The organism is Streptomyces sp. NPDC058620, assembly GCF_042717135.1.
Taxonomy (GTDB): domain Bacteria; phylum Actinomycetota; class Actinomycetes; order Streptomycetales; family Streptomycetaceae; genus Streptomyces.
This window is the reverse complement of the sequence record NZ_JBHXQO010000026.1, coordinates 66,756-89,468: the sequence shown is the minus strand read 5'-3', so window position 1 is coordinate 89,468 and position 22,713 is coordinate 66,756. Positions and strand designations below refer to the sequence as shown.

Genomic DNA, 22,713 nt, shown 5'->3' with positions numbered 1-22,713 from the left:
CTCGTCCCGGTCCCTCCGCTCCCGGTCCTCCCGGGCCGGAGGGGCCCGGCCGTCAGCTCGCCGAGCAGCTCGGCAGGCCGGCGGTGTCCCCCGTCCGGATCTTCTCCAGCGACTTCTTGGCGTCGTCGAGGGTCTTCACCCGTACCAGCGTGAGACCGCTGGGGATGTCGGACGCGGCGGCAGCGCAGTTGTCGTCGGGAGTCAGGAAGTACCGGGCTCCCGCGTCGCGCGCGCCCACCAGCTTCATGTTGATGCCGCCGATGGGGCCGACCGTGCCCTCGTCGTCGATCGTGCCGGTGCCGGCGATGAACTTGCCGCCCGTCAGGTTCCCGGGCGTCAGCTTGTCGATGATGCCCAGGGAGAACATCAGGCCAGCGCTGGGGCCGCCCACGTCGGCGAGCTCGATGTCGATCTCGAACGGGAACGTGTGGTCCGTCCCGGCCTGGATGCCGACGATCGCCCGGTTCTCCTTCGGCGCCTTCTTCGTCGTGATGACGATCTTCTCGGTGGAACGGGGCTGTTTGCCAGCCTTCTCGGCGGCAGCCGCCTCCTTGGCCGGGACGATCGTGAAGGTGACGTCCTCGCCCGGCTTGTGCTTGGTGACGAGCGCGGCGACGTCCTCGGGCTGCTTGACGGGCGCACCGTCGACGGCCTTGATCACGTCGCCCGCGTGCAGCTGCCCCTGGGCGGGGCTGCCCTTGATGACGGTGGACACCACGATGCGGGACGAGACGGGGATGTCCAGCTCCTCCAGGGCGGCGACCTTGGCGCTCTCCTGGGACTGGCTGAACTCCTCGGCGTTCTCCTGCGTCGACTCCTCTTCCGTCTTGCCGTCCGGGTAGAGGGTGTCGTGAGGTACGACCACGCTGTCGTGAGCCAGCCAGCCGTACACAGCTCCGACGATGTTCATCTCGTAGTCCGCACCGGTGACGCGGACCGTCGTCATGTTCAGATTCCCCGTGGTGGGGTATGTCTTACGGCCGCTGATCCGGAGGACGGGCTCGCCCCGTGCATCGCCCAGCGTGTTCACGGTCGGCCCCGGGGACATCTCGGAGTACCCCACGGGAATCAGCACGCCTGCGCAGAGCAGCGCGATGAGGATCAGGGTGGAGGCGAGCATCGTCGCGGTGCGGCGTGGCATGGAACGACAGTACGGGAATGGCCTGTCAGTGCACCGTCGGGGCCGGTCCGTACGAGGACGCCGGCGGGGCGACGGGCTGCGTCATGCGACGGGGTGCGGGGTCATACGGCATCGGAACCGGAGTGCGATTTCTCCATCGCGTCACGGAACCTTGCGTAGCCGGCGAGCTCGGACACATCGCCGGTCGTGCGATTACGCGCGGCCCAGCTCCCCCATATCGCAGCGCCGACAGCAGCGAAGAGTGGAATCAGCAACCAAGCGAGTGCCGCCATTACGACCTCCCTTCCCCGTGAGTGACCGCAAGTGACCGATCAGCAGATTAACGATCTGGAAGGCCAACGCTCACGGCAGGGGGGCGGTTACGCAAATCGGGGCTGATACTCCCCGGTCCGGTTTGCGCTCAGCAGGCTCCCACCCACTCCTCCGTGCCGTCCGAGAAGCGCTGGTGCTTCCAGATCGGGACCTCGTGTTTGAGGTCGTCGATGAGCTTCCGGCAGGCGTCGAACGCCTCTCCCCGGTGCGCGCAGGAGACGGCGACGACCACCGCCAGATCGCCTACCGCCAGTTCACCCACACGGTGGACAGCGGCCAGTGCGCGGACCGGGAACTCGGCGACGACCTTCTCGGCCACCTTCCGCATCTCGTCCTGCGCCGACGGATGACAGGAGTAGCCGAGCGCTCCGACGTCCTGTCCCTCGTCGTGATTGCGCACCGTGCCGACGAAGAGCGCGATGCCGCCCGCCGCGTCGTCCCCCACGGCTCGGAAGATCTCGTCGACGGAGAGCGGCGTTTCGCGGATCTCCAGCAGCCGGATGGGGTCGAGAGCCGCCTGCTCGCCGGGGTGGTCATGGGTACGTGCCATGGGGTCCATCGTGCCGCACGGCACCGACATCGCGGAACAGCGATTTCGTCCGGCGGACCGCCGGTGCCCTTGGAGCCTCCTACAGACACCCTGCGCGGCGTCTGCGCAGGGCCCGCAGCGGACGGACACCGGCGGCCTGATGCGAGCGATCCCTAGATGCGGCGGCGTGCCTTACGGGCGCGCCGGACCAGGGCGGCGGTGCCCAGCAGGGCGACGGTCGCCCCGGCGGCACCGGCAGCGGTGGCGTCCTTGCGGCCGAGCCGGCGTCCGGCGAGCGTGTGGCGGCCCTCCACCTCTTCGAGGAGCGCTCCGAGCACCTCCTCGTTGGTCCACTTGGGCCGCCATCCGGCGTCGTGCAGCCGGCTCACGCTGACCACCCAGGGATGCATCGTGTACGCGAGGTCGCCCGCCGGCGAGGGGGTGAGACCGATGCGGTGGAGCCGCGCCGCCGCGCCGAGCGCGACCGCCGAGGGGAGCTCCATGCGACGTACGCCACTGAGTTCCTCGACCTCCGGCTGCTCCAGCCACCCGTCGCAGCCGACGGCGAACTCTCCGTCGATCTTTTCGAGGGCGGCGTACTCCAGGGCGGTCACCAGGTCGTCGACGTGGCAGAACTGCCAGGTGGGACGTGATCCCGCGACGACCAGGAGCCGCGGCGACTCGAAGTAGCGGGTCAGCGCCGTGTCCGTACCGCCGACCAGGACCGTGGGCCGGACGACGGTGACGTTGAGCCCGGGGTGGGCGCGTGGTGCGCGGCGGCCCAGCCGCTCGATCTCCAGCAGGTCACCGACTCCGGTGGCCTCCGCCGTGGCGCGCAGTTCGGCGTCCTCGGAGAGCGGGACGTCGTTGTCCGGAAGGGCCCCGTAGACCATCGCCGAGGTGCACAGCACGACCCGGTGCACGCCCACGGCGGCGGCGGCCGTCAACACCGTCTGGGTGCCGCGCACGTTGTACGCCGTACGGGCGGCGGGGTCGGTCTCCAGGTCGAGATCGAGCGCCAGGTGCACCACGACGTCCGCGCCGCGGAGCTTCTCCGCGATGGCGGGGTCGCGTACGTCCAGGATGTGCCAGGTCGCCTCGGAGACCTCTCCCCGGCGTTCGTCGATGGCGATGACCTGCTTGATCTCGTCGGATGCGACAAGATGTGCGACGAGAAGTTCACCGACGCCGCTCGCGGCGCCGGTGACCGCCACCACGGGGCCCCGGTTCCTGGAGCGGTTCTTTTCGGGCTTGGTCTCGGACGAGGGGTCGGCCAGGTTTCGCGCTGCGCGAACCTGCGGATCTGGGGAACTCACCGGGCGTCTCCAGCGGTTGTCTTCAGTACGTACCCGAATGACGCGTACGTACCAGGTGGCGTCCATCCTGCCGCAGGCCGGGAGCCGGCGGAGCACTGAGGCCCTAAGCGGGCTTGGTGTCTACGCTGGATGGTGATGTCGGGCAGTCGCCGTCGGTTCGAGCCGGCGGCCCTACGAGCCGAGGAAACCCGTGAGTGACACCCCATTCGGATTCGGCCTTCCGCCGGAGGAGCCGGACAACGGCGACGAAGGCAAGAAGAAGGACCCCACCGGAGGTGGTCAGGGTCCGGGCGGCCCGGGCAACCCGTTCGGCTTCGGTCCGGGCGCGGGCGGTGACAATCCGTTCGCAGCCATGTTCGGTTCGATGAACCCGAACGACCTGGGTGCGGCCTTCCAGCAGCTCGGCCAGATGCTCAGCTACGAGGGCGGTCCCGTGAACTGGGACATGGCCAGGCAGATCGCCCGCCAGACGGTCTCGCAGGGCACCCCGGACGGCACCAAGGACGCGAGCGTGGGTCCCGCGGAGCGCACGGCGGTCGATGAGGCACTGCGGCTGGCGGACCTGTGGCTGGACGGCGTGACCTCGCTCCCGTCCGGTTCGGTCTCGACCGTCGCCTGGAGCCGCGCGGAGTGGGTCGAGGCGTCCCTCCCCGCCTGGCAGCAGCTCGTCGACCCGGTGGCCGAGCGTGTCGGCCTGGCCATGGGCGATGTCCTGCCCGAGGAGATGCAGGCCATGGCGGGCCCCCTGATCGGCATGATGCGGTCGATGGGCGGCGCCATGTTCGGCCAGCAGATCGGGCAGGCCGTGGGCGTGCTCGCCGGTGAGGTGGTCGGTTCCACGGACATCGGGCTGCCGCTCGGCCCGGCCGGCAAGGCGGCACTGCTTCCGCTGAACGTCGAGCTGTTCGGCAAGGACCTGGGCGTGTCCCAGGACGAGGTGCGGCTCTACCTCGCGCTGCGCGAGGCCGCCCACCAGCGTCTCTTCGCCCACGTGCCGTGGCTGCGCTCGCATCTCTTCGGTGCGGTCGAGGCGTACGCACGCGGGATCAAGGTGGACACCAGCAAGCTGGAGGACGTGGTCGGCCAGTTCGACCCGACGCAGCCCGAGCAGTTGCAGGACGCCCTCCAACAGGGAATGTTCCAGCCGGAGGACACCCCCGAGCAGAAGGCGTCGCTGGCCCGCCTGGAGACGGCGCTCGCGCTGGTCGAGGGCTGGGTGGACGCCGTGGTCCACGAGGCCGCCAAGTCGCGGCTGACCTCGGCGGACGCGCTGCGCGAGACGCTGCGCAGGCGCCGGGCGTCCGGTGGTCCCGCCGAGCAGACCTTCGCCACGCTGATCGGACTCCAGCTGCGCCCGCGCCGGCTGCGGGACGCCTCGCGGCTGTGGGCCTCGCTCACGGACGCACGGGGTGTCGACGGCCGTGACGGTCTGTGGGAGCACCCGGACATGCTGCCGACGGCCCGTGACCTGGACGATCCGGACGGCTTCGTCCATCACGAGCAGCTGGACTTCTCCGAGCTGGACAAGATGCTCGGTGAGGCCGCCAAGGGGCCGCAGAAGCCCGCTCCCGAGGCGGACGGCGGCACCGACGGGCCGGGCACCGAGGACAAGGGCGGCAAGGACAGCGGCGGCAAGGACAGCAAGGGCGACACCGACCAGTGAGCCTGCACGACGACGCCGTCCTCGTTCTGAAGGGCTACGCCCCCGAGGCCGACGCGGCGCAGGACGAACTGCGCCAGGTCTACCTCGACCACCTGGCACAGCACGCGGACGGCATGTGGAAGGCGTGCGGGGCCGGACACCTGACCGCCAGCGCGCTTGTGATCGACGCCGACCGCGGCCGGGTTCTGCTGACCCTGCACAGGAAGCTGCGGATGTGGCTCCAGATGGGCGGGCACTGCGAGCCGCAGGACTCCGCGCTCGCCGCCGCCGCCCTGCGTGAGGCGACGGAGGAATCCGGGATCGAGGGCCTGACGCTGCTGCCCGGCGGGCCGGTGCGGCTGGACCGGCACCCGATTCCGGCGCCCTGCCACTGGCACCTCGACGTGCAGTACGCGGCGCTTGCCCCGGCCGGAGCCACCGAGCAGCTCAGCGACGAATCGCTGGACCTGCGCTGGTACGCGTACGACGAAGTCGCGTCCGTGGCCGACGCCTCGGTCGCGCGGTTGCTGGAGGGGACGCTCACGGCGCTGGAACGGCGCGCACAGCCGTAACACCCGACCGGCATCGCGTAAGGGGCGGTCTCCAAAGAGACCGCCCCTTACGCGATGCCGCTGTGTACGGATCAGTTCCAGGCGTTGTTCTGGTTCTGAGCGTGCGCGCCCTGCTGGCCGACGCCGAACTGCGCGCGGGCACCCTGCCCGATCTCGGCGTGCTGCGGGGGCATGACCTCGCTCGGCTGGACGAGGGCGAAGCCCTGCCCGAGGAAGCTGAGCTCCCAGCCCTCACCGGTGTTGCCGCGCCGCCGCCTGACGCCGGAGGAGTGCGTCTGGGCCTGCATCTGCACGCGCAGCGAGCTGGACCAGGCCACGATCGCGTCGGCGTCGACGTTCACGTACTTGTCAGGCGTCACCTGCATCATCAGCGGCTGGCCGGAGGTCATCAGCGCGACCTTGCCGTTGCCGGTGATGTTGAGCTGGTACTTCCCGGTGCCCGAGAGGCCGTACTGACTGTCCACCGCGATGACCTCGGTGTGCAGCGTGGAGTCCAGGGCGAGGACGTAGGCGCTGTCCACCGTCATGCCCTCGTGGTCGACGTCCACGACGTGGATGTACTGGGCGAGGTTGGCCAGGTAGACGGTGCCCTGCCCGGTGCAGCGCATCAGGTCGAGGCCCTCGCCCGTGTTCGCACGGGCCCGGCGCTGGCCCTGCGAGCGGTACTCGCCGTCGAACTCCATCAGTCCCTGGTACGCGACCATGGCGCCCTTGCGGGCGAGGATGTCGTCGTGGCCGGTCAGCGAGACCCGCAGGAGCTGCGGGTTCTGGATGGTGTACCGGTCCTGGGACTGCTGCTCGGTGTGAGCGAAAAGCGGACTCTGCATGGTGTGTTCTCCCCCCTCAGTTCCGGACCCGAAGGCGGTCGGTACTGTCCTCGCTCGGCTGGACGACGACGATGCCCTGTCCCGAGAAGGCCATCTGGTACGCCTCTCCGCTGCCCCGCCCGATGAGCGAGGAAGCCTTGAAGCTGCGCTTGCCCTTCACCTTGAGGTTCGGGGACCACGCGACCAGGGCGTCCGGGTCGACGTACGTCTCGTCCTCGCCACGGCCGCAGTCGACGACGATAGGAGTGCCGCGGGAGGTGATGGCCACCCACCCGGTGCCCTGGATGCCGACGTTCCACAATCCCTGGCCGGCGAACTTGGCGAGGCCCTTGACCCGCTCGACGCCCCAGGTGAGATGGGCGTCGAAGGCCAGGAGGTTGGTGCCGTTGACCGAGAGGGAGTCGTTGTCGAGGTTGATGACGACTACATCGGCGCCGTAGTCGGCGAGGTAGAGCAGCCCGTCGCCGGAGCACTTCATGACGGGTGCGCCCTCGCCGGTGACCCACTGGGAGGCGGCCTGCCGGACGGCGGGCGGATTGGGTTCGTACTGGATGAAGCCCTCGTACGCCACCATCGAGCCGGTGCGTGCGTACAGGTCCTGGCCCGTGGCCATGGCGACCTTGAGCATCGTGCGGCCGTGATTCTCCATCCGGGCCGTTACGGGGGTCGGGGCGAAGCCCGCGAGTTGCTGGTTCATGACGGGCTCCCTCACACCTCGTAGGGCTGGACGACGATGAAGTTCCCGGGCGCTCCCCGGAACTGGAGGTTCACGGTCTCTCCGCTGTGTCCCGGATACGCGTTGCGGCGCAGCCTGACCTGGCTGGAGACGATCACCTGGGACGCCGACGACCAGGCGACGACGGCGTTGCAGTCGGCGAACGTGGTCGGGGTGACCGGCAGGACGACCGGGACACCATGGGTCTTCACGACCACGGTGCCTGTTCCCTGGAACAGCATGGTGAACAGGGCGCCGCCGGGGATGCCGTGTCCCTCGATCCTGCGGACCTCGTACTGGAGCGACTCGTCGAAGGCGAGCACGCTCTCGGCGGAGACGCAGATGCCGTCGCCCTGCAGCTCGATCGGATGCAGATGCGAACCTTCCTCGGCGAGGAAGACCTGGCCTCGGCCCGTACAGCGCATCAGCTGCATTTCCTGACCGGTGGCGTTACCGACCACACGGCCCGCGAAACCCGCGCTCTTGTAGCCGAAGTCGACCTTGCCCTGGTACATCACCATGCTGCCCTGGCGTGCCAGCACAGGGGTGTTGCCCATGGTCAGATCGACCCTCATGAGCTGCTGGTTCTGAGGGGTCCAGCGCTGGCCGGTCGGCGTCTCCTTGTAGAGCTGGAGAGCCGCCTGCAGACCGGCACCGCCCTGCGGGACCCCTTGGGGGACACCCTGGGGCACGCCTCCCGGCATACCGGGAGGCTGCTGCCCGAAGGGGGCCGGGGCCTGCTGACCGTAGGGAGCGGCAGGCGGCGCGCCCTGTCCGGGAACCTGCCCGAACTGCGGCTGCTGCGGCTGCGGCGGCTGTCCGTACGGGGACGGGGCCTGCGGCGCCACCGGGGCAGCCATGGTCGGCGCGGAGTGCATCGGCTGCTGCGGCGGCGCGGGTGGCGCTGCGGCAGGGGCTCCGAAGACCGGTGCGGGCTGAGGAGCCTGCGGTGCCTGTGGAGCCGGGGCTCCGAAGGCCGGGGGCGCGGTCGCCTGTGCGGGCGGGGCGAACGACGGGGCGGCCGCCTGCGGCTGGGGAGCGGCCTGGGCTTCCTCCGCGACCTCTCCGCCGAAGTTCTTCAGCAGAGCGTCCAGACCACCGTCGAAGCCCTGCCCGACGGCGGCGAAACGCCAGACGTCCTTGAGGTAGAAGTCGCCCAGCATCACGGCGCGCTCGGTGGTGAACTCCGAGCCGGTGAAGGCGTACCTCACCACCTCTTCGCCGCCGGCCACGATCCGGATGTATCCGGGTCCGACCTGCGACATCTGCCCCGCACCGTCGAGAGTCGCGGTGAATGACAGCTTATGGATGTTCGCCGGAATGCGGTCGAGCGTGACGCGGAACGACTCGGTGTCGCCGGACTGTGCGCCGAGCAGCTGAATGGACTCCTCGGGCGACTTCGGCTGATTGAAGAAGATGAAATACCGGTCGTCCGAGAGCTGCTCATTGGCGTCGAGGCCGAAGCAGCTGATGTCGAAGGTCAGTCCGGGTCCGGCGATCTGCACACCTACGTACAGATCCGTCCCTGGCGTGAGGTCACTGATCTTGGCCTTGTGGCCGCGTTGGAATTCCCTGGCCATGCGTAACGACCGTCCCCCATCCCGAATGTGAATGCGTCGCGTCAGGCTATCCGCAAACGACGACATCGAGCCAAGTCGGTACAGACCCGGTACAGAATCACCGAACGTCACTCCTCGCGCGCGGCGGGCAGGTGCGGAAGCCGGTCCGCCGCCACGACACCTTCGAGGTAGCCCCGGGCCCGCTCGGTGCGCGGATACGCCTCGAGCAGCTGCCAGAAGCGGGGGCCGTGACCGGGAACGAGCAGGTGTGCCAGCTCATGGACGAGGACGTAGTCGACGACGTACTCCGGCATGCCCTGCAGCCGGTGCGACAAGCGGATGGAGCCCTCGGCCGGGGTGCAGGAGCCCCATCGGGTGTTCTGGTTGGTCACCCACCTCACGGAAGCGGGCCTTGCCCGGCCTTCGAAATACTGGGCGGACAGCCGCTCGGCGCGCTCGGCCAGCTCGCTGTCGCCGATGACACGCTTGCTTTCCTGGGCGGCGAGCTTGTCGAGCATCACACTCACCCAGCGCCGTTCCTCCGCCTCCGACATCCGGGCGGGGATCAGCACGATGGTGCGGTCGCCCTCCCGGTACGCGGAGACCGTTCTGTTACGCCGCGCACTTCTGCGGACCTCGACCGCGCTCGTTGCCGAAGCCCGGGGCTGGCGGGCGGCCGCGCTGCGCTGATTGCTTCCGGCGCTGCGCACGGGGATCCCCCCGGCGAGGCCGGGTGACGATTCGGCGGGCACGCCCCGACGTTACCCGCTGTCAGTGGCGGAAGTCCCGGCTCCGGGACGGTTCGGCGCTGATCCGGTCCACAGCGTGCGCCATTTGAACGACTAATACCCCCTGCCTGTGGATAACTTTTCGCGGACTTCGCGCCGCCGCCGCATTCTGGCAAAGGATCTTCACAACGACCGGGGAGAAGTCATGCATCCGATGCTCAAGCCAGCACTGCGCCGCGCATGGCGCGGACGGAACACCGTCCAATTCGGGGTGACGCCCGCCCACGCGGTGACGCTCGGGCCCATGGATATCGCCACGGGGAGCTTTCTGGAACTGCTCGACGGCACGCGCGGTCTGCAACTCCTCCGCGAAGAAGCCCGGGCGCTGGATCTGTCGGACCGTCATGTGGACGTCCTCGTCGCGCGCCTGACGGAAGCCGGCCTGCTGGACGATCCCCGGGGCGGCGGCCCGGAGGCCGACGCGTTACGCGACCGGGCCGCCGCCCTGGAGCGGCAGCGGCCCGATCTCGCGTCACTCTCCGTCGTGCACCCGGAGCCCGGCAGCGGACTGCGGCGGCTCGCCGCCCGGCGGGCCATACGCGTGCAGGTGCGGGGAGCGGGCCGGGTGGGGGCCGTGATCGCCGGGGTGCTGTCCGGAGCGGGAGTGGGCCGGGTCGAGGTGCTGGACGGCGGTCGTGCCGAGCCGGGGGACGTCGCCCCCGGAGGTCTCCCGGCCTCCGCGGTCGGGGAGCGGAGGGACTCGGCGGCCCGTCAGCTCGTCCGCCGGTCGGCAGTGGGCGGAACGCCGCGGGCCGCCGAGACGGCCGGGACACCGGCCGGCGGCGAGCCGGGGCTGTCCCTGATCGTGGTCGCGCCGCGGGACGGCCTCTCGGTGTACGCCCCCGATCCCGCCACCGCCGCTCCATGGATCAGTTCGGGAACTCCCCATCTCTACGCGGGTGTGATCGAAGCCACAGGGGTGGTCGGGCCGTTGGTACTGCCCGGAGGCACGGGATGCGCGGGCTGCCTGGCCCTGCACCGCGCCGACCGCGACCCGCAGTGGCCGCGCATGCTGGCGCAGTGGCGCTCCGGGCGCCGCAGCGCCGTTCCGGCCTGCGACGTGGGCTTGGCCACAGCGGTGGCGGGGCTTGCGGCGGCCCACGCGCTGTCCTTCCTCGACGGGGAACTGCCGGCCAGCACGGGCGCCCGGTGGGAGGCCGCGATGCCACTGCTGGACTGGCGGTCGGAGCAGTTGGGGCCGCATCGCGACTGTTCGTGCGGTGCGGCCGGGCACACTGAGGGGGAGCTCACCTCCGAGGCGGGTGCCGCGCACGACACAATGGCCGGGTGACCGCTGTCGACGGCAACGCCGAAGACTCACGCGGCACGGTCTGGGAACTGGAGGGGCACATGTCTGATCTTCCCCGGAAGGCGGTCACCCGTACCGCCAAGCTGGCCGCGCTGCCGCTCGGCTTCGCGGGCCGTGCCACGTGGGGGCTGGGTAAGCGGATCGGCGGGAAGTCCGCCGAACTGGTGGCCCGCGAGGTGCAGCAGCGCACCGCCGACCAACTCTTCCGCGTCCTGGGTGAGTTGAAGGGCGGCGCGATGAAGCTCGGGCAGGCGCTGTCCGTCTTCGAATCGGCGCTGCCCGAAGAGGTCGCGGGACCCTACCGGGCGGCGCTCACCAAACTGCAGGAAGCCGCGCCGCCCATGCCCGCGCGCACGGTGCACGCGGTGCTGGAAGAACGACTGGGCGAGGACTGGCGGGATCTTTTCCTCTCGTTCGAGGACAAGCCCGCGGCCGCCGCGTCGATCGGGCAGGTCCACCGGGCGGTGTGGCACGACGGGCGGGACGTCGCGGTGAAGGTGCAGTACCCGGGCGCGGGTGAGGCACTGCTCTCGGATCTGACCCAGTTGAGCCGCTTCGCCCGGCTGTTCGGCCCGCTGGTCCCGGGGATGGACGTGAAGCCGCTCATCAAGGAACTGCGCGAGCGGGTGGCGGAGGAGCTGGACTACGGGCTGGAGGCGGAGTCCCAGCGGCAGCACGCGACGGAGTTCGAGGACGATCCCGACGTGGTCGTCCCGGGTGTGGTCCACCAGTCCGAACAGGTCCTGGTGTCGGAGTGGATCGACGGCATCCCCCTCGCCGACGTGATCGCCGAGGGCACGGTGGAACAGCGGGACCGGGCCGGTCAGTTGCTGGCGCGCTTCCTCTTCTCGGGTCCGGCGCGTACGGGTCTGCTGCACGCCGATCCGCATCCCGGCAACTTCCGGCTGCTGCCGGCGGCCGGCAGCGACGACGGGGACGAACAGGGTGCGGACGGCCTGGGCGCGGACGAGCAGGGCGCGGGCGGGCTGCAAGGTGACCCCGGGCAATGGCGTCTCGGGGTACTGGACTTCGGCACGGTGGACCGACTGCCGGGCGGGTTGCCGCAGACCATCGGCGACTCGCTGCGGATGACTCTGGAGGGCAACGCCGAAGCGGTGTACGAGCTGCTGCGCGAAGCCGGGTTCGTCAAGGAGTCGATCGAGCTCGCGCCGGACGCGGTGCTCGGCTACCTGCTGCCGATCATCGAGCCGGCGGAGGTGGACGAGTTCACTTTTACCCGCGGCTGGTTGCGTACGCAGGCGGCCCGCATAGCGGACCCGCGCTCCCCCGCCCACCAGCTGGGCAAGCAGCTGAACCTCCCGCCGTCCTATCTGCTGATACACCGCGTGACGCTGAGCACCATCGGCGTGCTGTGCCAGCTGGGCGCGACCGTGCGCCTCCGGGACGAACTCGAGTCCTGGCTCCCGGGCTTCGTCGCGGAGGACGAGCCGGTGGAGTGCGAGCAGGAAGCCGAGGAGCTGCCGGTCGAGCAGGAGGGCGCCGCCGTCGAGGCGTAGGACCGGCGGTTGAGCGGGGAGAGGGCCGCCGCCATCACCACCAGGCGGAGTCGAGGCGGCTCTCGATCGCCCTGATGTGGGCGCGGGCGCAGTCGCCGCACAGGTAGTGGCGTCTGCCGTTCTCCACGGAACAGCTCCACGTCGGCGGTGCGGTCCCGCCGTGGGCGGCGGTTCCGCACCGGGCGCACACCACACGCTCGGCACCCGGCTCTACGGGCTGAGTCTCCTCGTCCACCTGGTGACGATAACGCCGCGGAGGCCGCGCGGCGCGGTACAACGCACCGCGGGGCCGGCCTGTTCGGACCGGCCCCGCGGTGGGGGTGGCTGCTCACCGGGCAGAGCGGTTGCCCGGGCAGCCTGTTGTTTTCGGGGCTCGGCCCCAGGGATCTCCTCCGGAGATCCTCAGTGCATGACCGCCATGGCCAGCGCACGGCGGGCACGCATCGAGGCGCGCTCCGCACGGCGGTGCATCCGCCGGGCGGCGACGAGGCGCACGGCCTGTCGGTCCGCCTCGGCCTCCCTCAGGCGGTCGTGCATATGCGCACGAGCCATGGCTTCTGGGATGAGTTGCATCTCGCGGGTCCTGTTCTGACGCGAGTCGTTCGCGCCGGTGATGGTGACGTTCGGGGTTGCGGAGCCGATGGGCTCGCTCGTGGGGGAGGTCATTGGTGCCTGATTCCGGGGGTCATGGGTGTGGGGACGGTCGATGGTTCCGGTGCGCGTGAGGCGTGCGGGGGCGGGGACCCCCAGGCCGGCGGTCACGCCGCGACCGGGTTCTTGCGCGGGCGGCCACGCGGCCGCTTGCGGGCGACGACGACACCCTGGACGAAGAGCTCGCCGCCCCAGACGCCCCACGGCTCGCGCCGCTCCTTGGCGCCGGCGAGGCACGCCTCGACGAGCGGGCAGGTGCGGCAGAGGGACTTGGCGTACTCGACGTCGGCGGGCGACTCGGCGAAGAAGACCTCGGGGTCGTACGAACGACAGGGGACGGGCACACCGAGGTTCTCGATGGCGTCGTCGAGCGCGGTGAGCGCGGTGAGGGGGAGCAAGGTGGAGTCCTCCGTGAGGCCGGGCGGGGAGATCGTGTCGGAAGGCGGTACGGACGGGGCGTGCGTTTCGAGTTGCACGGTGGTGTTGTCCTCGTCTGGTCGTGCCGGCCTGTTGGCCGGTTGGCGGCTGGTACCAGGTGCTGCTTGTCCCGAGGCTCCTTCGTCACGTCTCATCCCGTTCGGACAAAACAAAAGGGCCGCGGATCCCGAGTGGGGTTCCGCGGCCCTGAAGGCGCCGGCCTGATTCTCGATCAGGCTGGATCGCTCCAGGGTTCAGGCCCACGGAAGGCCCACATCGTGTGGTGCTGCGTCGTCTGCTTCTTGGCTCCGGCACCGACGGCCGCAAAGGCATAGGCCGGGGCCTGTCCCTTCGCTACTGCTGCTGCCGGTGCCTCGATCGGTCGCTCATTGCGCTCCCGCATCACGGGCAGGAGAGCGGCCGGAGACAGCGGACGGGCGGCGGAAATGCCGGACAGACCGGTGCCACGAAGCACGGATTCCGAAGAGCAGGCGAGGCCGAGCGAGTACGCGGAGACGACCGAGAGATCGGTCATTTTGCTGGAGCTGATGATGCTGATCACAGGAATCGCCTCCTCTCGGCGTCTAGGGGGACCGGCCGGGGCCGGTCCTGCGTATTCGGATAAGTACAGCACGGAATCAGGGCTTCAGAGAAGTCGCTGTTCCCGTGGTTAAGAACCTATGGTGATGACTGGGGCGGGCGCAAACTATTTTTTCGACGAGTTTTTCTCACACCTCACCGTCGCCCTCCCCGGCCTCCCCATCCACGGCCTCACCTGCGCAGATGGCCAGCACGTCGGCGCCGAACCTGGTCAGCTTCCGGTTGCCGACGCCGGCGATGGTGACGAGCTCGCCCTCACTGCCCGGCACGGCCTCGGCGATCGCCATGAGGGTCTTGTCCGTGAACACGCAGAAGGCGGGCTGGCCGATCTGCTGAGCCTGCACGGCCCGCCAGTCGCGCAGCCGGCCGTACAGCGCCTCGTCCATGTCGGAGGGGCAGTCCTCGCAGCGCATCAGCTTCATCGCACCGGCCTCGGTGAGCGTCCTGCCGCAGACCCTGCACCGCACGGGGCCGCGGCGCTTGCGCCTGGCCCCGGCATCCGGCCCACCGCCGACCGCTCCCGTGCCCGCACCGGAGCCGCGGTCGATACCTCCGCCGCCACCCGCGCCGCCACGGGTGCCGAGCGCGACCGAGCCGGGCCGCAGGCCGTTCAGGAAGCGTGTGGGCCGTCGGCCGCCCCGGCCGCCGGGCGAACGGGAGAGCGCCCACGACAGCGTGAGGTGGAAACGGGCCCGGGTGACGCCGACGTAGAGCAGACGCCGCTCCTCCTCGACCTGTTCGTCGGTCTTGGCGTACGTGATCGGCATCATGCCCTCGGTCAGTCCGACGAGGAACACGGCGTCCCACTCCAGACCTTTCGCCGAGTGCAGCGAGGCCAGCGTGACGCCCTGGACGGTGGGGGCGTGCTGGGCGGCGGCCCGCTCGTCGAGCTCGGCCACGAGATCCGACAGGGTCGCTCCCGGCTTGGCCTGTTCGAAGTCCTCGGCGAGCCGCACCAGAGCGGCCAGTGACTCCCAGCGGTCCCGGACCGCACCGGAGCCGGCCGGCGGCCTGCTGGTCCAGCCCTTGGTGGAGAGCACCGCCCGCACCTCGGAGGGCAGACCCTCGGCCTGGTCGAGCAGGGAGTCGTTGCCCCCGGCGCGGGCGGCTCCGCGCAGGGCCATCCCCGCCTCCCTCACCTCCGCGCGCTCGAAGAAGCGCTCCGCGCCGCGCAGCTGGTAGGGCACGCCCGCGTCGGCGAGTGCCTGTTCGTAGACCTCGGACTGGGAGTTGACGCGGTAGAGCACGGCGATCTCGCCGGCCGGGACGCCCGCGGCGATCAGATCGCGGATGCGGCGTGCGGTGCCTTCCGCCTCCGCCGGTTCGTCCGCGTACTCCGTGTAGGCCGGGGCGGGGCCCTTGTCACGCTGCGAGACCAGTTCGAGCCGGTGCTCGGCCGCCCGGCCCCGGGCCTGGCTCAGCAGACCGTTGGCCAGGTGGACGACCTGGGGGGTCGAGCGGTAGTCCCGGACCAGCTTGACCATGGTGGCGTTCGGATGGCGGGTGCGGAAGTTCAGCAGATGGTCGGGGGTGGCTCCGGTGAAGGAGTAGATCGTCTGGCTGGCGTCACCGACGACGCACAAGGTGTCCCGGTCGCCTAGCCAGAGGTCGAGCAGCCGCTGCTGGAGCGGGCTGACGTCCTGGTACTCGTCGACCACGAAGTGCTGGTACTGGCTGCGGACGTGGTCCGCGATGTCGTGCCGGTCCTGGAGGATGCCGACGGTGAGGAGCAGCACGTCCTCGAAGTCGATCACGGAGCGGTCGCGCTTCAGCTGCTCGTACATCCCGTAGATCTGGGAGAGCTCGGCCGGATCGCGCGGGGCGTCCCGCTGGGTCTTGGCGACCGCGGCCGGATAGTCGGCCGGCACGGTCTGGGTGACCTTGGCCCACTCGATCTCGCTCGTGGCGTCCCGCAGTTCGTTGCGGTCGAGTTTGATCCCGCAGCGGGCGGCCGCCTCGGCGACCAGCTGCACCTTGCGTTCGACCAGTCGCGGGAGCTCGCCACCGACTGCTTTCGGCCAGAAGTACTGGAGCTGGCGCAGGGCCGCGGAGTGGAAGGTCCGCGCCTGCACACCGGTGGCGCCCAGCTGGCGGAGACGGCCCCGCATCTCGCCGGCCGCGCGGTTGGTGAAGGTGACGGCCAGCACTGTCGTCGGCTGGAGTATCCCCGCGCGCACCCCGTACGCGATGCGATGGGTGATCGCGCGCGTCTTGCCCGTACCGGCGCCGGCCAGCACGCACACGGGTCCGCTCAGAGCGGTCGCGACCTCGCGCTGCTCGGGGTCGAGCCCGTCGAGCACGGCGTCCGGGGACTCGGGGACCTGTGGGAAGAGGGTGGAGTGCGTTGCTGCTGTCACCCCGCCATGCTGCCAGGTCGCAGGAGGCGGGCGCGGAAGTTGTCCACAGGCGTGAACGATCCGTCGTACTTATCTCCGCCGACCGGCACCGTGCCTTCGTCGGGCCGGCAGGCCCCGATCCCGCTGAGGGCCCCGTTTTCCCGAGGTGCGGCGGGAATGGGGGGCGGGGTCCCGTACGTTCCCTTGCGTGCGGGAACGCACAATCTCAGCTTTACAGCGAGACGGACGAGACAGAGGAGCGCGAGACATGCAGGGCACTGTGACGATGTACAGCACCACGTGGTGCGGCTACTGCCGTCGGCTCAAGGGTCAGATGGACCGCGAGGGCATCGCCTACACCGAGATCAACATCGAGCAGGACCCGGATTCCGCGGCGTTCGTCGAGAAGGCGAATGGCGGAAACCAGACGGTTCCGACCGTACTGTTCCCGGACGGTTCGACCCTGACGAACCCCTCGCTGGCCCAGGTCAAGCAGAAGGTCGGCGTCTGACTCGCTGCCTTGTCCGCGCCGGAAAGCCCCCGCCGATGCGGGGGCTTTTCGCTGCCCTCGTGGAGCCGTCTCTGAGGCGTACAACGAGACGGTGGGTCAGGCCGTGCTGCGCGGCCTCGGGAGCGGCTTCCCGTACCAGAGCTCGATGAGCCTGGCGGCGATCGAGATGCCGAACGGCGGCATGACCTCGCCCGACTCGAAGGCCGCCGTCAGGTCCTCGCGGGAGAACCAGCGGGCCTCCTCGATCTCCTCGCCGTCCACGTTGATCTCGGACGTCGTCGCCCGCGCCATGAAGCCGAGCATCAGGCTGGACGGGAAGGGCCAGGGCTGGCTGGCGATGTACTCGACCTCGCCGACCGTGATGCCCGCCTCCTCGAAGACCTCGCGCGCCACGGACTGCTCGATCGACTCCCCCGGCTCGACGAAGCCCGCGAGCGTGGAGAAGCGGCCTTCCGGCCAGTGGACCTGGCGGCCCAGCAGGGCCCGGTCCTGGTCGTCCGTGACCAGCATGATCACCGCGGGGTCGGTACGCGGGTAGTGCTCGGCGCCGCACGCCTGGCAGCGGCGGATGTGGCCGGCCGCCGCGATGACGGTGCGCTCGCCGCAGCGCGAACAGAAGCGGTGCAGGCGCTGCCAGTTCTCCAGGGCGACCGCGTGGACCATGAGTCCGGCGTCGCGGGGGGCGAGGAGGAGCCCCGCCTCGCGCAGACCCGCCGGGCGGGCCGACTGGTCCATGCGGCCGGGCAGGGAGTCCTTCTGGAGGGCGAAGTAGCTGACGCCCTCCTCGTCGGTGCCCAGGAAGTAGCGGTGGGTCTCGGTGACCGGTGCCTCGAAGGCCGGGGTCATCACGATCTCGGTGCCGCCGTCGGCCGAGTCGTCGATCAGCACCTGGCCGCCGGAGACGACGAAGACCCTCGTCGTGGGGTGGCTCCAGGCTGCGGCCAGCCATGCCTCGTCGAGGCGGTGGTGGGCGGCGCGGTCGATGCCGCTCGGTGCGGTGAGACCGATGGGCCGGTCTGCCGTCGCGTTGTCGAAGGTGCTCACAGGTGCTTCCTACTCCCCCGGGATGGATCGGGTGCCATGAGGTCTCAGCGGAGTGCCGCGGCCAGCTCGCCCCAAAGATGGGCGGCGGTCTCCACACCCTTGAGAAGGAGGTCGAGCTCGACCTTCTCGTCGGGGGCGTGCCAGCCGTCGGACGGTACGGAGATGCCCAGGAAGAGGACGGGGGCGCCGAGCACGTCCTGCAGGTCGGCCGCCGGTCCCGAACCCCCTTCACGGGTGAAGAGGATCTTCTTCCCGAAGGCCCGGCCCATCGCGCGGGTCACCGCCTGAAGGGCGGGGTGGTCCAGCGGTGTCAGACAGGGCCTGGTGGCGGGCGAGAAGGTGATGCGGTGACGGACGCCCGGCGGGATCTGCGCCTCGGCCCAGGTCCGTACGCACTGCTCGATGTGGTCCGGGTGCTGGCCCGCGACCAGCCGGAAGCTGAGCTTCACCAGCGCGGACGACGGAATGATCGTCTTGCTGCCCGCGCCCTGGTAGCCGCCGCCGATGCCGTTGACCTCGGCGGTGGGACGAGCCCAGATCCGCTCAAGGGTGGAGTAGCCCGCCTCGCCCGACGCCGCCTGTGACTTCGCGGTGCGCAGCCAGGTGGCCTCGTCGAAGGGGAGCTCGGCGAAGAGGGCCCGCTCGGTGTCGGTGAGTTCGGCCACGCCGTCGTAGAAACCGGGGACCGTGACCCGTCCGTCCGCGTCGTGCAGCGCCGCCACCAGACGGGCGACGGCGGTCGCGGGGTTGGGCACCGCGCCGCCGAACGATCCGGAGTGGATGTCCTGCCCGGGGCCGTACAGCTGGATCTCGCACTCGGCGAGGCCGCGCATGCCGGTGCAGACGGTCGGGGTCGTCTCGTCCCACATGCCGGTGTCGGAGACGATCACCGCGTCGGCCGCGAGGCGGGCGGCGTGCTGCTCGGCCAGGGCACGGAAGTTCGGGGAGCCGGACTCCTCCTCGCCCTCGATGAGGAGCTTGAGGTGGACGGCGGGCGTGGAGCGTCCGGTGGCGGCGAGGTGGGCCCGGACGCCGAGGGTGTGGAAGAACACCTGACCCTTGTCGTCGGCCGCGCCGCGCCCGTACATCCTGCCGTCGCGGATCACCGGTTCGAACGGGTCGGTGTGCCAGCCGTCCTCGCGGGCCGCGGGCTGCACGTCGTGGTGGCCGTAGACGAGCACGGTCGGGGCGTCCGGGTCGTCGCTCGGCCACTCGGCGAAGACGGCGGGGGCGCCGGGCGTCTCCCAGATCTCGGCGACGGGGAAGCCGGTCTCCCTGAGTTTGGCGGACAGCCACTCGGCACTGCTCCGTACGTCCCCGTCGTGCTCCGGCTGGGCGGAGACGGACGGGATGCGCAGCCAGGCGGAGAGGTCTTCGAGGAAGGCCGCACGGTGCGTGTCTATGTACGTACGGACAGCGCTGTCCGGGGTGTCGCTCATGGTCGTGAGCCTATCGGCCCGGCGGGGGTGGCTCGTCCAGCAGGATGCGCTCCAGCTCCGCGCGGCCCGGCAGGTTCGTGGGGTGGACGGTCTCTCCGCTGCGTACGTAGAGGAAGGTGGCCGTGACCGAGTCGAGCGGCAGCTCGTGGAGCTCCGCCCAGGCGAGGCGGTAGACGGCGAGCTGGAGCGGGTCGGCGGTCCTGTTGCGGCTGGTCTTCCAGTCGACGATCTCGTACGTGTCACCCGTGCGGTATACGGCGTCGATCCGGCCCCGGATGACCCGGCCCGCGAGGCTTGTCTGGAAGGGTGTCTCGACGCGGTACGGGGTGCGGCGGGCGTACTCCGTGCGCTCGAACGCCTCCTTGAGCTCCGCGAGGTCCTGCTCGTCGGCGATCTCGGCGTCGCTCCCGTCGCCGCCGGGGAGCTCGTCGGGGCCGAGCATTGGCAGCGGGAGCTCCTCGTAGCGTGACTCCACCCAGGCGTGGAAGCGCGTGCCCCTGCGGGCGGCGGGCTGGGGCGGGCGCGGCATGGGGCGGGCCAGCTCCTGGGCGAAGCCGTGCGGGTCCTCGGCGAGACGCAGCAGCTGGGTGGCGGAGAGGGAGGCGGGGACGACCACGTCGCGCACGGTGGCGCGGGCACGGCGCAGTTCCCCGGCGAGTGCTTCGAGATCGCGGTCCCAGGAGGCGAGGGTGCGGGACTCCTCCGGGGTGGGGAGGGGGATACGGGCGGGGTCCACGGGGGCCCGGGCCCCCGGGACGTGCGGGACTTCCGGTGCCGAGAGGGGCGCCGGTGCGAGGGCTGTGGGCGGTTCGGCGGCGAGGGCGTCCCAGTCGGCGGCCTCGTCCGGGTACGGCTCGCCGTCCGGGAACGGGTCGTCGTACAGGGCGTCGTAGGGAGGTTCGTACGGAGTGTCCGCCTCGCCGGAGGCGTCGTACACGTCAGGTACGGGGCCGGCGGCGGCCAGTGCTTCCAGGTGGGCCAGCACCGTGTCCCTGGCCGCGCGGCGGCGGGCCGTCGCCGCCTCGTCCAGCGGCAGCGGCCACGCCTGGTCGGCGTCCTTCTCCTGGAGGGCGGGATTCTCCTCGTCCTCGGCCGGTTCGTCGGCCCAGACCTCGATCTCGCCGTACCCGGCGGCGCAGTGCTCGTACAGCGCGTCCAGGAAGTCGGACGGACCGCGCGTCTTCTTCTGGGACGGCCCCCACCAGTGGCCGGAGCCGAGCAGCAGCGTGCGCGGGCGCGTGAAGGTGACGTACCCGAGGCGGAGCTCCTCGGTCCGCTGATGCTCCTTCATCTCCTCCTTGAACGCCTTGAGTCCCTTGGCGTCCCAGGAGTGCACCACCGGGAGCGTGGCCGTGTCACCGCGCAGGGCGTGCGGCAGGACCTTGGACTGGGAGGTCCAGGAGTCCCGGGTCTGGCCGCTCGGGAACTGGCCCGTGACCAGCCCGGGCACCGCGACGACGTCCCATTCGAGGCCCTTGGACTTGTGCGCGGTGAGGACCTTGACGGTGTTCTCACCGCCCGGCAGGGCGTTGTCCAGCCCTTTCTCGTACTGTGCGGCGGTGCGCAGGTAGCCGAGGAAGGCGAGGAGCGTTGCTTCGCCGTCGACCGAGGCGAAGCCTGCCGCTATGTCCAGGAAGTTGCTCAGGGTCTCCCTGCGGCGGGCCGCCAGGGCCTGCGGTGACGCGGAGAGTTCGACCTCCAGGCCGGTGGTGGCGAGGACGCGGTGCAGCACGTCCATGAGGGGGTCGGCCAGGGAGCGGCGCAGGTCGCGCAGTTCGGCGGCGAGCCGGGCGAAACGGATGCGGGCCTCGGCGGAGAACGGCAGGCCGTCGTCCTCGGTACCGCCCGATTCCAGGAACGTGTCGAGGGCGTCGGCGAGGGAGATCACTTCGGCGGGGTCGATGCCCTCGACGGCCTCGGCGAGCCGGCGGTCGGGGTCGGCGTCCTCGTCGTCGTGGGAGGCACGGTGCACGAGGAGGCGGGCCCGGCGGCCGAGGAGGGCGAGGTCGCGGGGGCCGATCCGCCACCGCGGTCCGGTGAGCAGCCGGACCAGGGAGGCGTTGGCCCCCGGGTCCTGAAGGACTTCGCAGACGGCGACGAGGTCGGCGACCTCGGGAAGGTGCAGCAGCCCGGACAGGCCGACGACCTCGACGGGGATGTCGCGGTTCACCAGCGCGGCCTGGATCTCGGCGAAGTCGCCCGCGGTGCGGCACAGGACGGCGATCTCCCCGGGTGCCCTGCCCGTCGCCACGAGATGGGCGATCGAGTCGGCGAGCCACGCGATCTCCTCCGTGTGGGTACGGAGCAGGGCGCAGCGGACGGTGCCGTCGTGTTCGGCGCCGGGGGCGGGGCGCAGCGCCTCGACGCCCTCGTGCATGGCGCGCAGCGGATCGGCGAGGCCGTTGGCCAGGTGGAGGAGACGGCCGCCACTGCGCCGGTTCTCGCTGAGCGAGTAGCGGGTGGCGGGGGTGCCGTCGGCGTGCGGGAAGTGCACCGGGAAGTCGTCGAGGTTGGCGACGGAGGCTCCGCGCCAGCCGTAGATCGCCTGGCAGGGGTCGCCGACCGCGGTCACGGCGTGGCCCGCCGCGCCCGCCTCGTGCCCGCCGAACAGGGCGGAGAGGAGGAGCCGCTGGGCGACGGACGTGTCCTGGTACTCGTCGAGCAGGACGACCCGGAACTCGTCGCGCAGGATGGCGCCGACCTCGGGCCGGGTGAGGGCCAGCTCGGCGGAGAGCGCGATCTGGTCACCGAAGTCGAGGAGATCACGGCTGCGCTTGGCGGCCCGGTAGCGCATGGTCAGGCCGAGCAGCTCCCTGCGGGCCTCTGCGGTCTCCGGGAGCTTGCGCAGTTCGGCGTTGCTGAGCTTGGCCGTTTCGAGGGTCCGGAGCAGCTCGGTGTCGTACTCCGCGAGCTGCTCGGGGCGTACGAGGTGTTCGGCGAGCTCGGCGTCGAGCGCCAGCAGATCGCTCACCAGGGTGGGGAACGATCTGGTCAGCGCCGGATAGGGGCCCGGGGCCCCGCGCAGCACGCGGGCGGCGAGCTGATAGCGGGTGGCGTCGGCGAGGAGGCGGGTGGTGGGTTCGAGACCGATGCGCAGCCCGTGCTCGGTCAGCAGGCGGCCGGCGAACGCGTGGTACGTCGAGATGCTCGGTTCGCCCGGGGGGTTGTCCGGGTCGATGACGTCCGGGTCGGTGACTCCGGCGGCCACCAGGGCCTTGCGGACCCGCTCGGCGAGCTCGCCCGCCGCCTTGTTCGTGAAGGTGAGTCCGAGAACCTGCTCGGGGGCGACCTGTCCGGTGCCGACCAGCCAGACCACCCGCGCCGCCATCACCGTGGTCTTCCCGGACCCGGCTCCGGCCACGATCACCTGCGGGGCGGGCGGCGCGGTGATGCAGGCCGTCTGCTCCGGGGTGAACGGAATCCCGAGCAGCTCCTTGAGCTCCTCGGGATCGCTGATACGTGAGGACACTCCAGAGAGGCTAACCGGA

The 22,713-nt window shown here is 70.7% G+C and carries 20 protein-coding genes; 5 read left to right on the top strand and 15 right to left on the bottom strand.

Translation table 11 applies throughout. The features are described 5' to 3' along the window. Positions 1 to 52 precede the first annotated feature (52 nt). From ACFWSK_RS22975 to ACFWSK_RS22965, 3 genes are all read right to left on the bottom strand, one after another. Positions 53 to 1,141, bottom strand: coding sequence for a PDZ domain-containing protein (locus tag ACFWSK_RS22975; RefSeq protein WP_383789228.1), 1,089 nt, complete (start codon positions 1,139 to 1,141; stop codon positions 53 to 55). Between the two features lie 400 nt (positions 1,142 to 1,541). After that, on the bottom strand, positions 1,542 to 2,003 hold the full coding sequence (locus ACFWSK_RS22970; protein WP_383789226.1) for a molybdenum cofactor biosynthesis protein MoaE: 462 nt from the start codon (positions 2,001 to 2,003) through the stop codon (positions 1,542 to 1,544). A gap of 152 nt (positions 2,004 to 2,155) precedes the next feature. Further along, positions 2,156 to 3,298, bottom strand: coding sequence for an SDR family oxidoreductase (locus ACFWSK_RS22965; protein WP_383789223.1), 1,143 nt, complete (start codon positions 3,296 to 3,298; stop codon positions 2,156 to 2,158). Positions 3,299 to 3,488: 190 nt separating this feature from the next. Between ACFWSK_RS22965 and ACFWSK_RS22960 the strand changes: the two genes are divergently transcribed. Next, on the top strand, positions 3,489 to 4,961 hold the full coding sequence (locus ACFWSK_RS22960) for a zinc-dependent metalloprotease (RefSeq protein ID WP_383789220.1): 1,473 nt from the start codon (positions 3,489 to 3,491) through the stop codon (positions 4,959 to 4,961). After that, positions 4,958 to 5,512 (top strand): NUDIX hydrolase, encoded by a 555-nt coding sequence (locus ACFWSK_RS22955; protein WP_383789217.1) that lies wholly within the window; start codon positions 4,958 to 4,960, stop codon positions 5,510 to 5,512. The genes ACFWSK_RS22960 and ACFWSK_RS22955 overlap by 4 nt, the downstream gene beginning before the upstream one ends. A 71-nt stretch (positions 5,513 to 5,583) precedes the next feature. Here the strand turns inward: ACFWSK_RS22955 and ACFWSK_RS22950 are convergent, their stop codons facing one another. The 4 genes from ACFWSK_RS22950 to ACFWSK_RS22935 all read right to left on the bottom strand — a co-directional run bounded on the left by ACFWSK_RS22950 (position 5,584) and on the right by ACFWSK_RS22935 (position 9,365). Beyond that, the gene (locus ACFWSK_RS22950) at positions 5,584 to 6,339 is read right to left on the bottom strand and encodes an AIM24 family protein (protein ID WP_383789214.1); all 756 of its coding nucleotides are present in this window, start codon (positions 6,337 to 6,339) and stop codon (positions 5,584 to 5,586) included. Positions 6,340 to 6,355: 16 nt separating this feature from the next. Next, complete coding sequence (locus ACFWSK_RS22945; RefSeq protein WP_383789211.1) at positions 6,356 to 7,036, bottom strand: AIM24 family protein; 681 nt, start codon at positions 7,034 to 7,036, stop codon at positions 6,356 to 6,358. A gap of 11 nt (positions 7,037 to 7,047) precedes the next feature. Continuing rightward, a complete protein-coding gene (locus ACFWSK_RS22940) occupies positions 7,048 to 8,634 on the bottom strand; it encodes a TerD family protein (protein WP_383789208.1) in 1,587 nt (528 codons plus the stop codon). A gap of 107 nt (positions 8,635 to 8,741) precedes the next feature. Further along, the gene (locus ACFWSK_RS22935) at positions 8,742 to 9,365 is read right to left on the bottom strand and encodes a M48 family metallopeptidase (protein ID WP_383789206.1); all 624 of its coding nucleotides are present in this window, start codon (positions 9,363 to 9,365) and stop codon (positions 8,742 to 8,744) included. A gap of 181 nt (positions 9,366 to 9,546) precedes the next feature. Here ACFWSK_RS22935 and ACFWSK_RS22930 point away from each other — a divergent pair, with 181 nt between their 5' ends. Then, positions 9,547 to 10,692: a ThiF family adenylyltransferase gene (locus ACFWSK_RS22930; protein ID WP_383789203.1), complete on the top strand. Its 1,146-nt coding sequence runs from the start codon at positions 9,547 to 9,549 to the stop codon at positions 10,690 to 10,692. Between the two features lie 59 nt (positions 10,693 to 10,751). Next, positions 10,752 to 12,227 (top strand): ABC1 kinase family protein, encoded by a 1,476-nt coding sequence (locus ACFWSK_RS22925; protein WP_383789248.1) that lies wholly within the window; start codon positions 10,752 to 10,754, stop codon positions 12,225 to 12,227. A 34-nt stretch (positions 12,228 to 12,261) separates the two neighbouring features. Here the strand turns inward: ACFWSK_RS22925 and ACFWSK_RS22920 are convergent, their stop codons facing one another. The 5 genes from ACFWSK_RS22920 to ACFWSK_RS22900 all read right to left on the bottom strand — a co-directional run bounded on the left by ACFWSK_RS22920 (position 12,262) and on the right by ACFWSK_RS22900 (position 16,252). After that, complete coding sequence (locus ACFWSK_RS22920; RefSeq protein ID WP_383789200.1) at positions 12,262 to 12,462, bottom strand: hypothetical protein; 201 nt, start codon at positions 12,460 to 12,462, stop codon at positions 12,262 to 12,264. 167 nt (positions 12,463 to 12,629) lie between these two features. Then, positions 12,630 to 12,989, bottom strand: coding sequence for a hypothetical protein (locus ACFWSK_RS22915; protein ID WP_383789197.1), 360 nt, complete (start codon positions 12,987 to 12,989; stop codon positions 12,630 to 12,632). Continuing rightward, positions 12,986 to 13,354: a WhiB family transcriptional regulator gene (locus ACFWSK_RS22910; protein WP_325744921.1), complete on the bottom strand. Its 369-nt coding sequence runs from the start codon at positions 13,352 to 13,354 to the stop codon at positions 12,986 to 12,988. The genes ACFWSK_RS22915 and ACFWSK_RS22910 overlap by 4 nt, the downstream gene beginning before the upstream one ends. Positions 13,355 to 13,527: 173 nt before the next feature. Next, positions 13,528 to 13,857, bottom strand: a complete 330-nt coding sequence (locus ACFWSK_RS22905) for a hypothetical protein (RefSeq protein ID WP_383789194.1) — start codon at positions 13,855 to 13,857, stop codon at positions 13,528 to 13,530. Positions 13,858 to 14,023: 166 nt separating this feature from the next. Beyond that, on the bottom strand, positions 14,024 to 16,252 hold the full coding sequence (locus tag ACFWSK_RS22900; RefSeq protein WP_383789191.1) for an ATP-dependent DNA helicase UvrD2: 2,229 nt from the start codon (positions 16,250 to 16,252) through the stop codon (positions 14,024 to 14,026). 247 nt (positions 16,253 to 16,499) lie between these two features. Here ACFWSK_RS22900 and ACFWSK_RS22895 point away from each other — a divergent pair, with 247 nt between their 5' ends. Next, positions 16,500 to 16,742, top strand: a complete 243-nt coding sequence (locus ACFWSK_RS22895; protein WP_383789189.1) for a mycoredoxin — start codon at positions 16,500 to 16,502, stop codon at positions 16,740 to 16,742. A 96-nt stretch (positions 16,743 to 16,838) separates the two neighbouring features. On the opposite strand, the gene nudC is transcribed toward ACFWSK_RS22895, so the two are convergent. From nudC to ACFWSK_RS22880, 3 genes are read right to left on the bottom strand one after another with little or no spacing between them, the layout of a single operon-like run. After that, a complete protein-coding gene (nudC, locus tag ACFWSK_RS22890; protein WP_383789186.1) occupies positions 16,839 to 17,786 on the bottom strand; it encodes an NAD(+) diphosphatase in 948 nt (315 codons plus the stop codon). 44 nt (positions 17,787 to 17,830) lie between these two features. Then, positions 17,831 to 19,225 carry a dipeptidase gene (locus tag ACFWSK_RS22885; protein WP_383789183.1) on the bottom strand — a complete coding sequence of 465 codons (1,395 nt, stop codon included), beginning with the start codon at positions 19,223 to 19,225 and terminating at the stop codon, positions 17,831 to 17,833. 10 nt (positions 19,226 to 19,235) lie between these two features. Continuing rightward, positions 19,236 to 22,694 carry a UvrD-helicase domain-containing protein gene (locus tag ACFWSK_RS22880; RefSeq protein WP_383789180.1) on the bottom strand — a complete coding sequence of 1,153 codons (3,459 nt, stop codon included), beginning with the start codon at positions 22,692 to 22,694 and terminating at the stop codon, positions 19,236 to 19,238. Between the last annotated feature and the right edge of the window lie 19 nt (positions 22,695 to 22,713).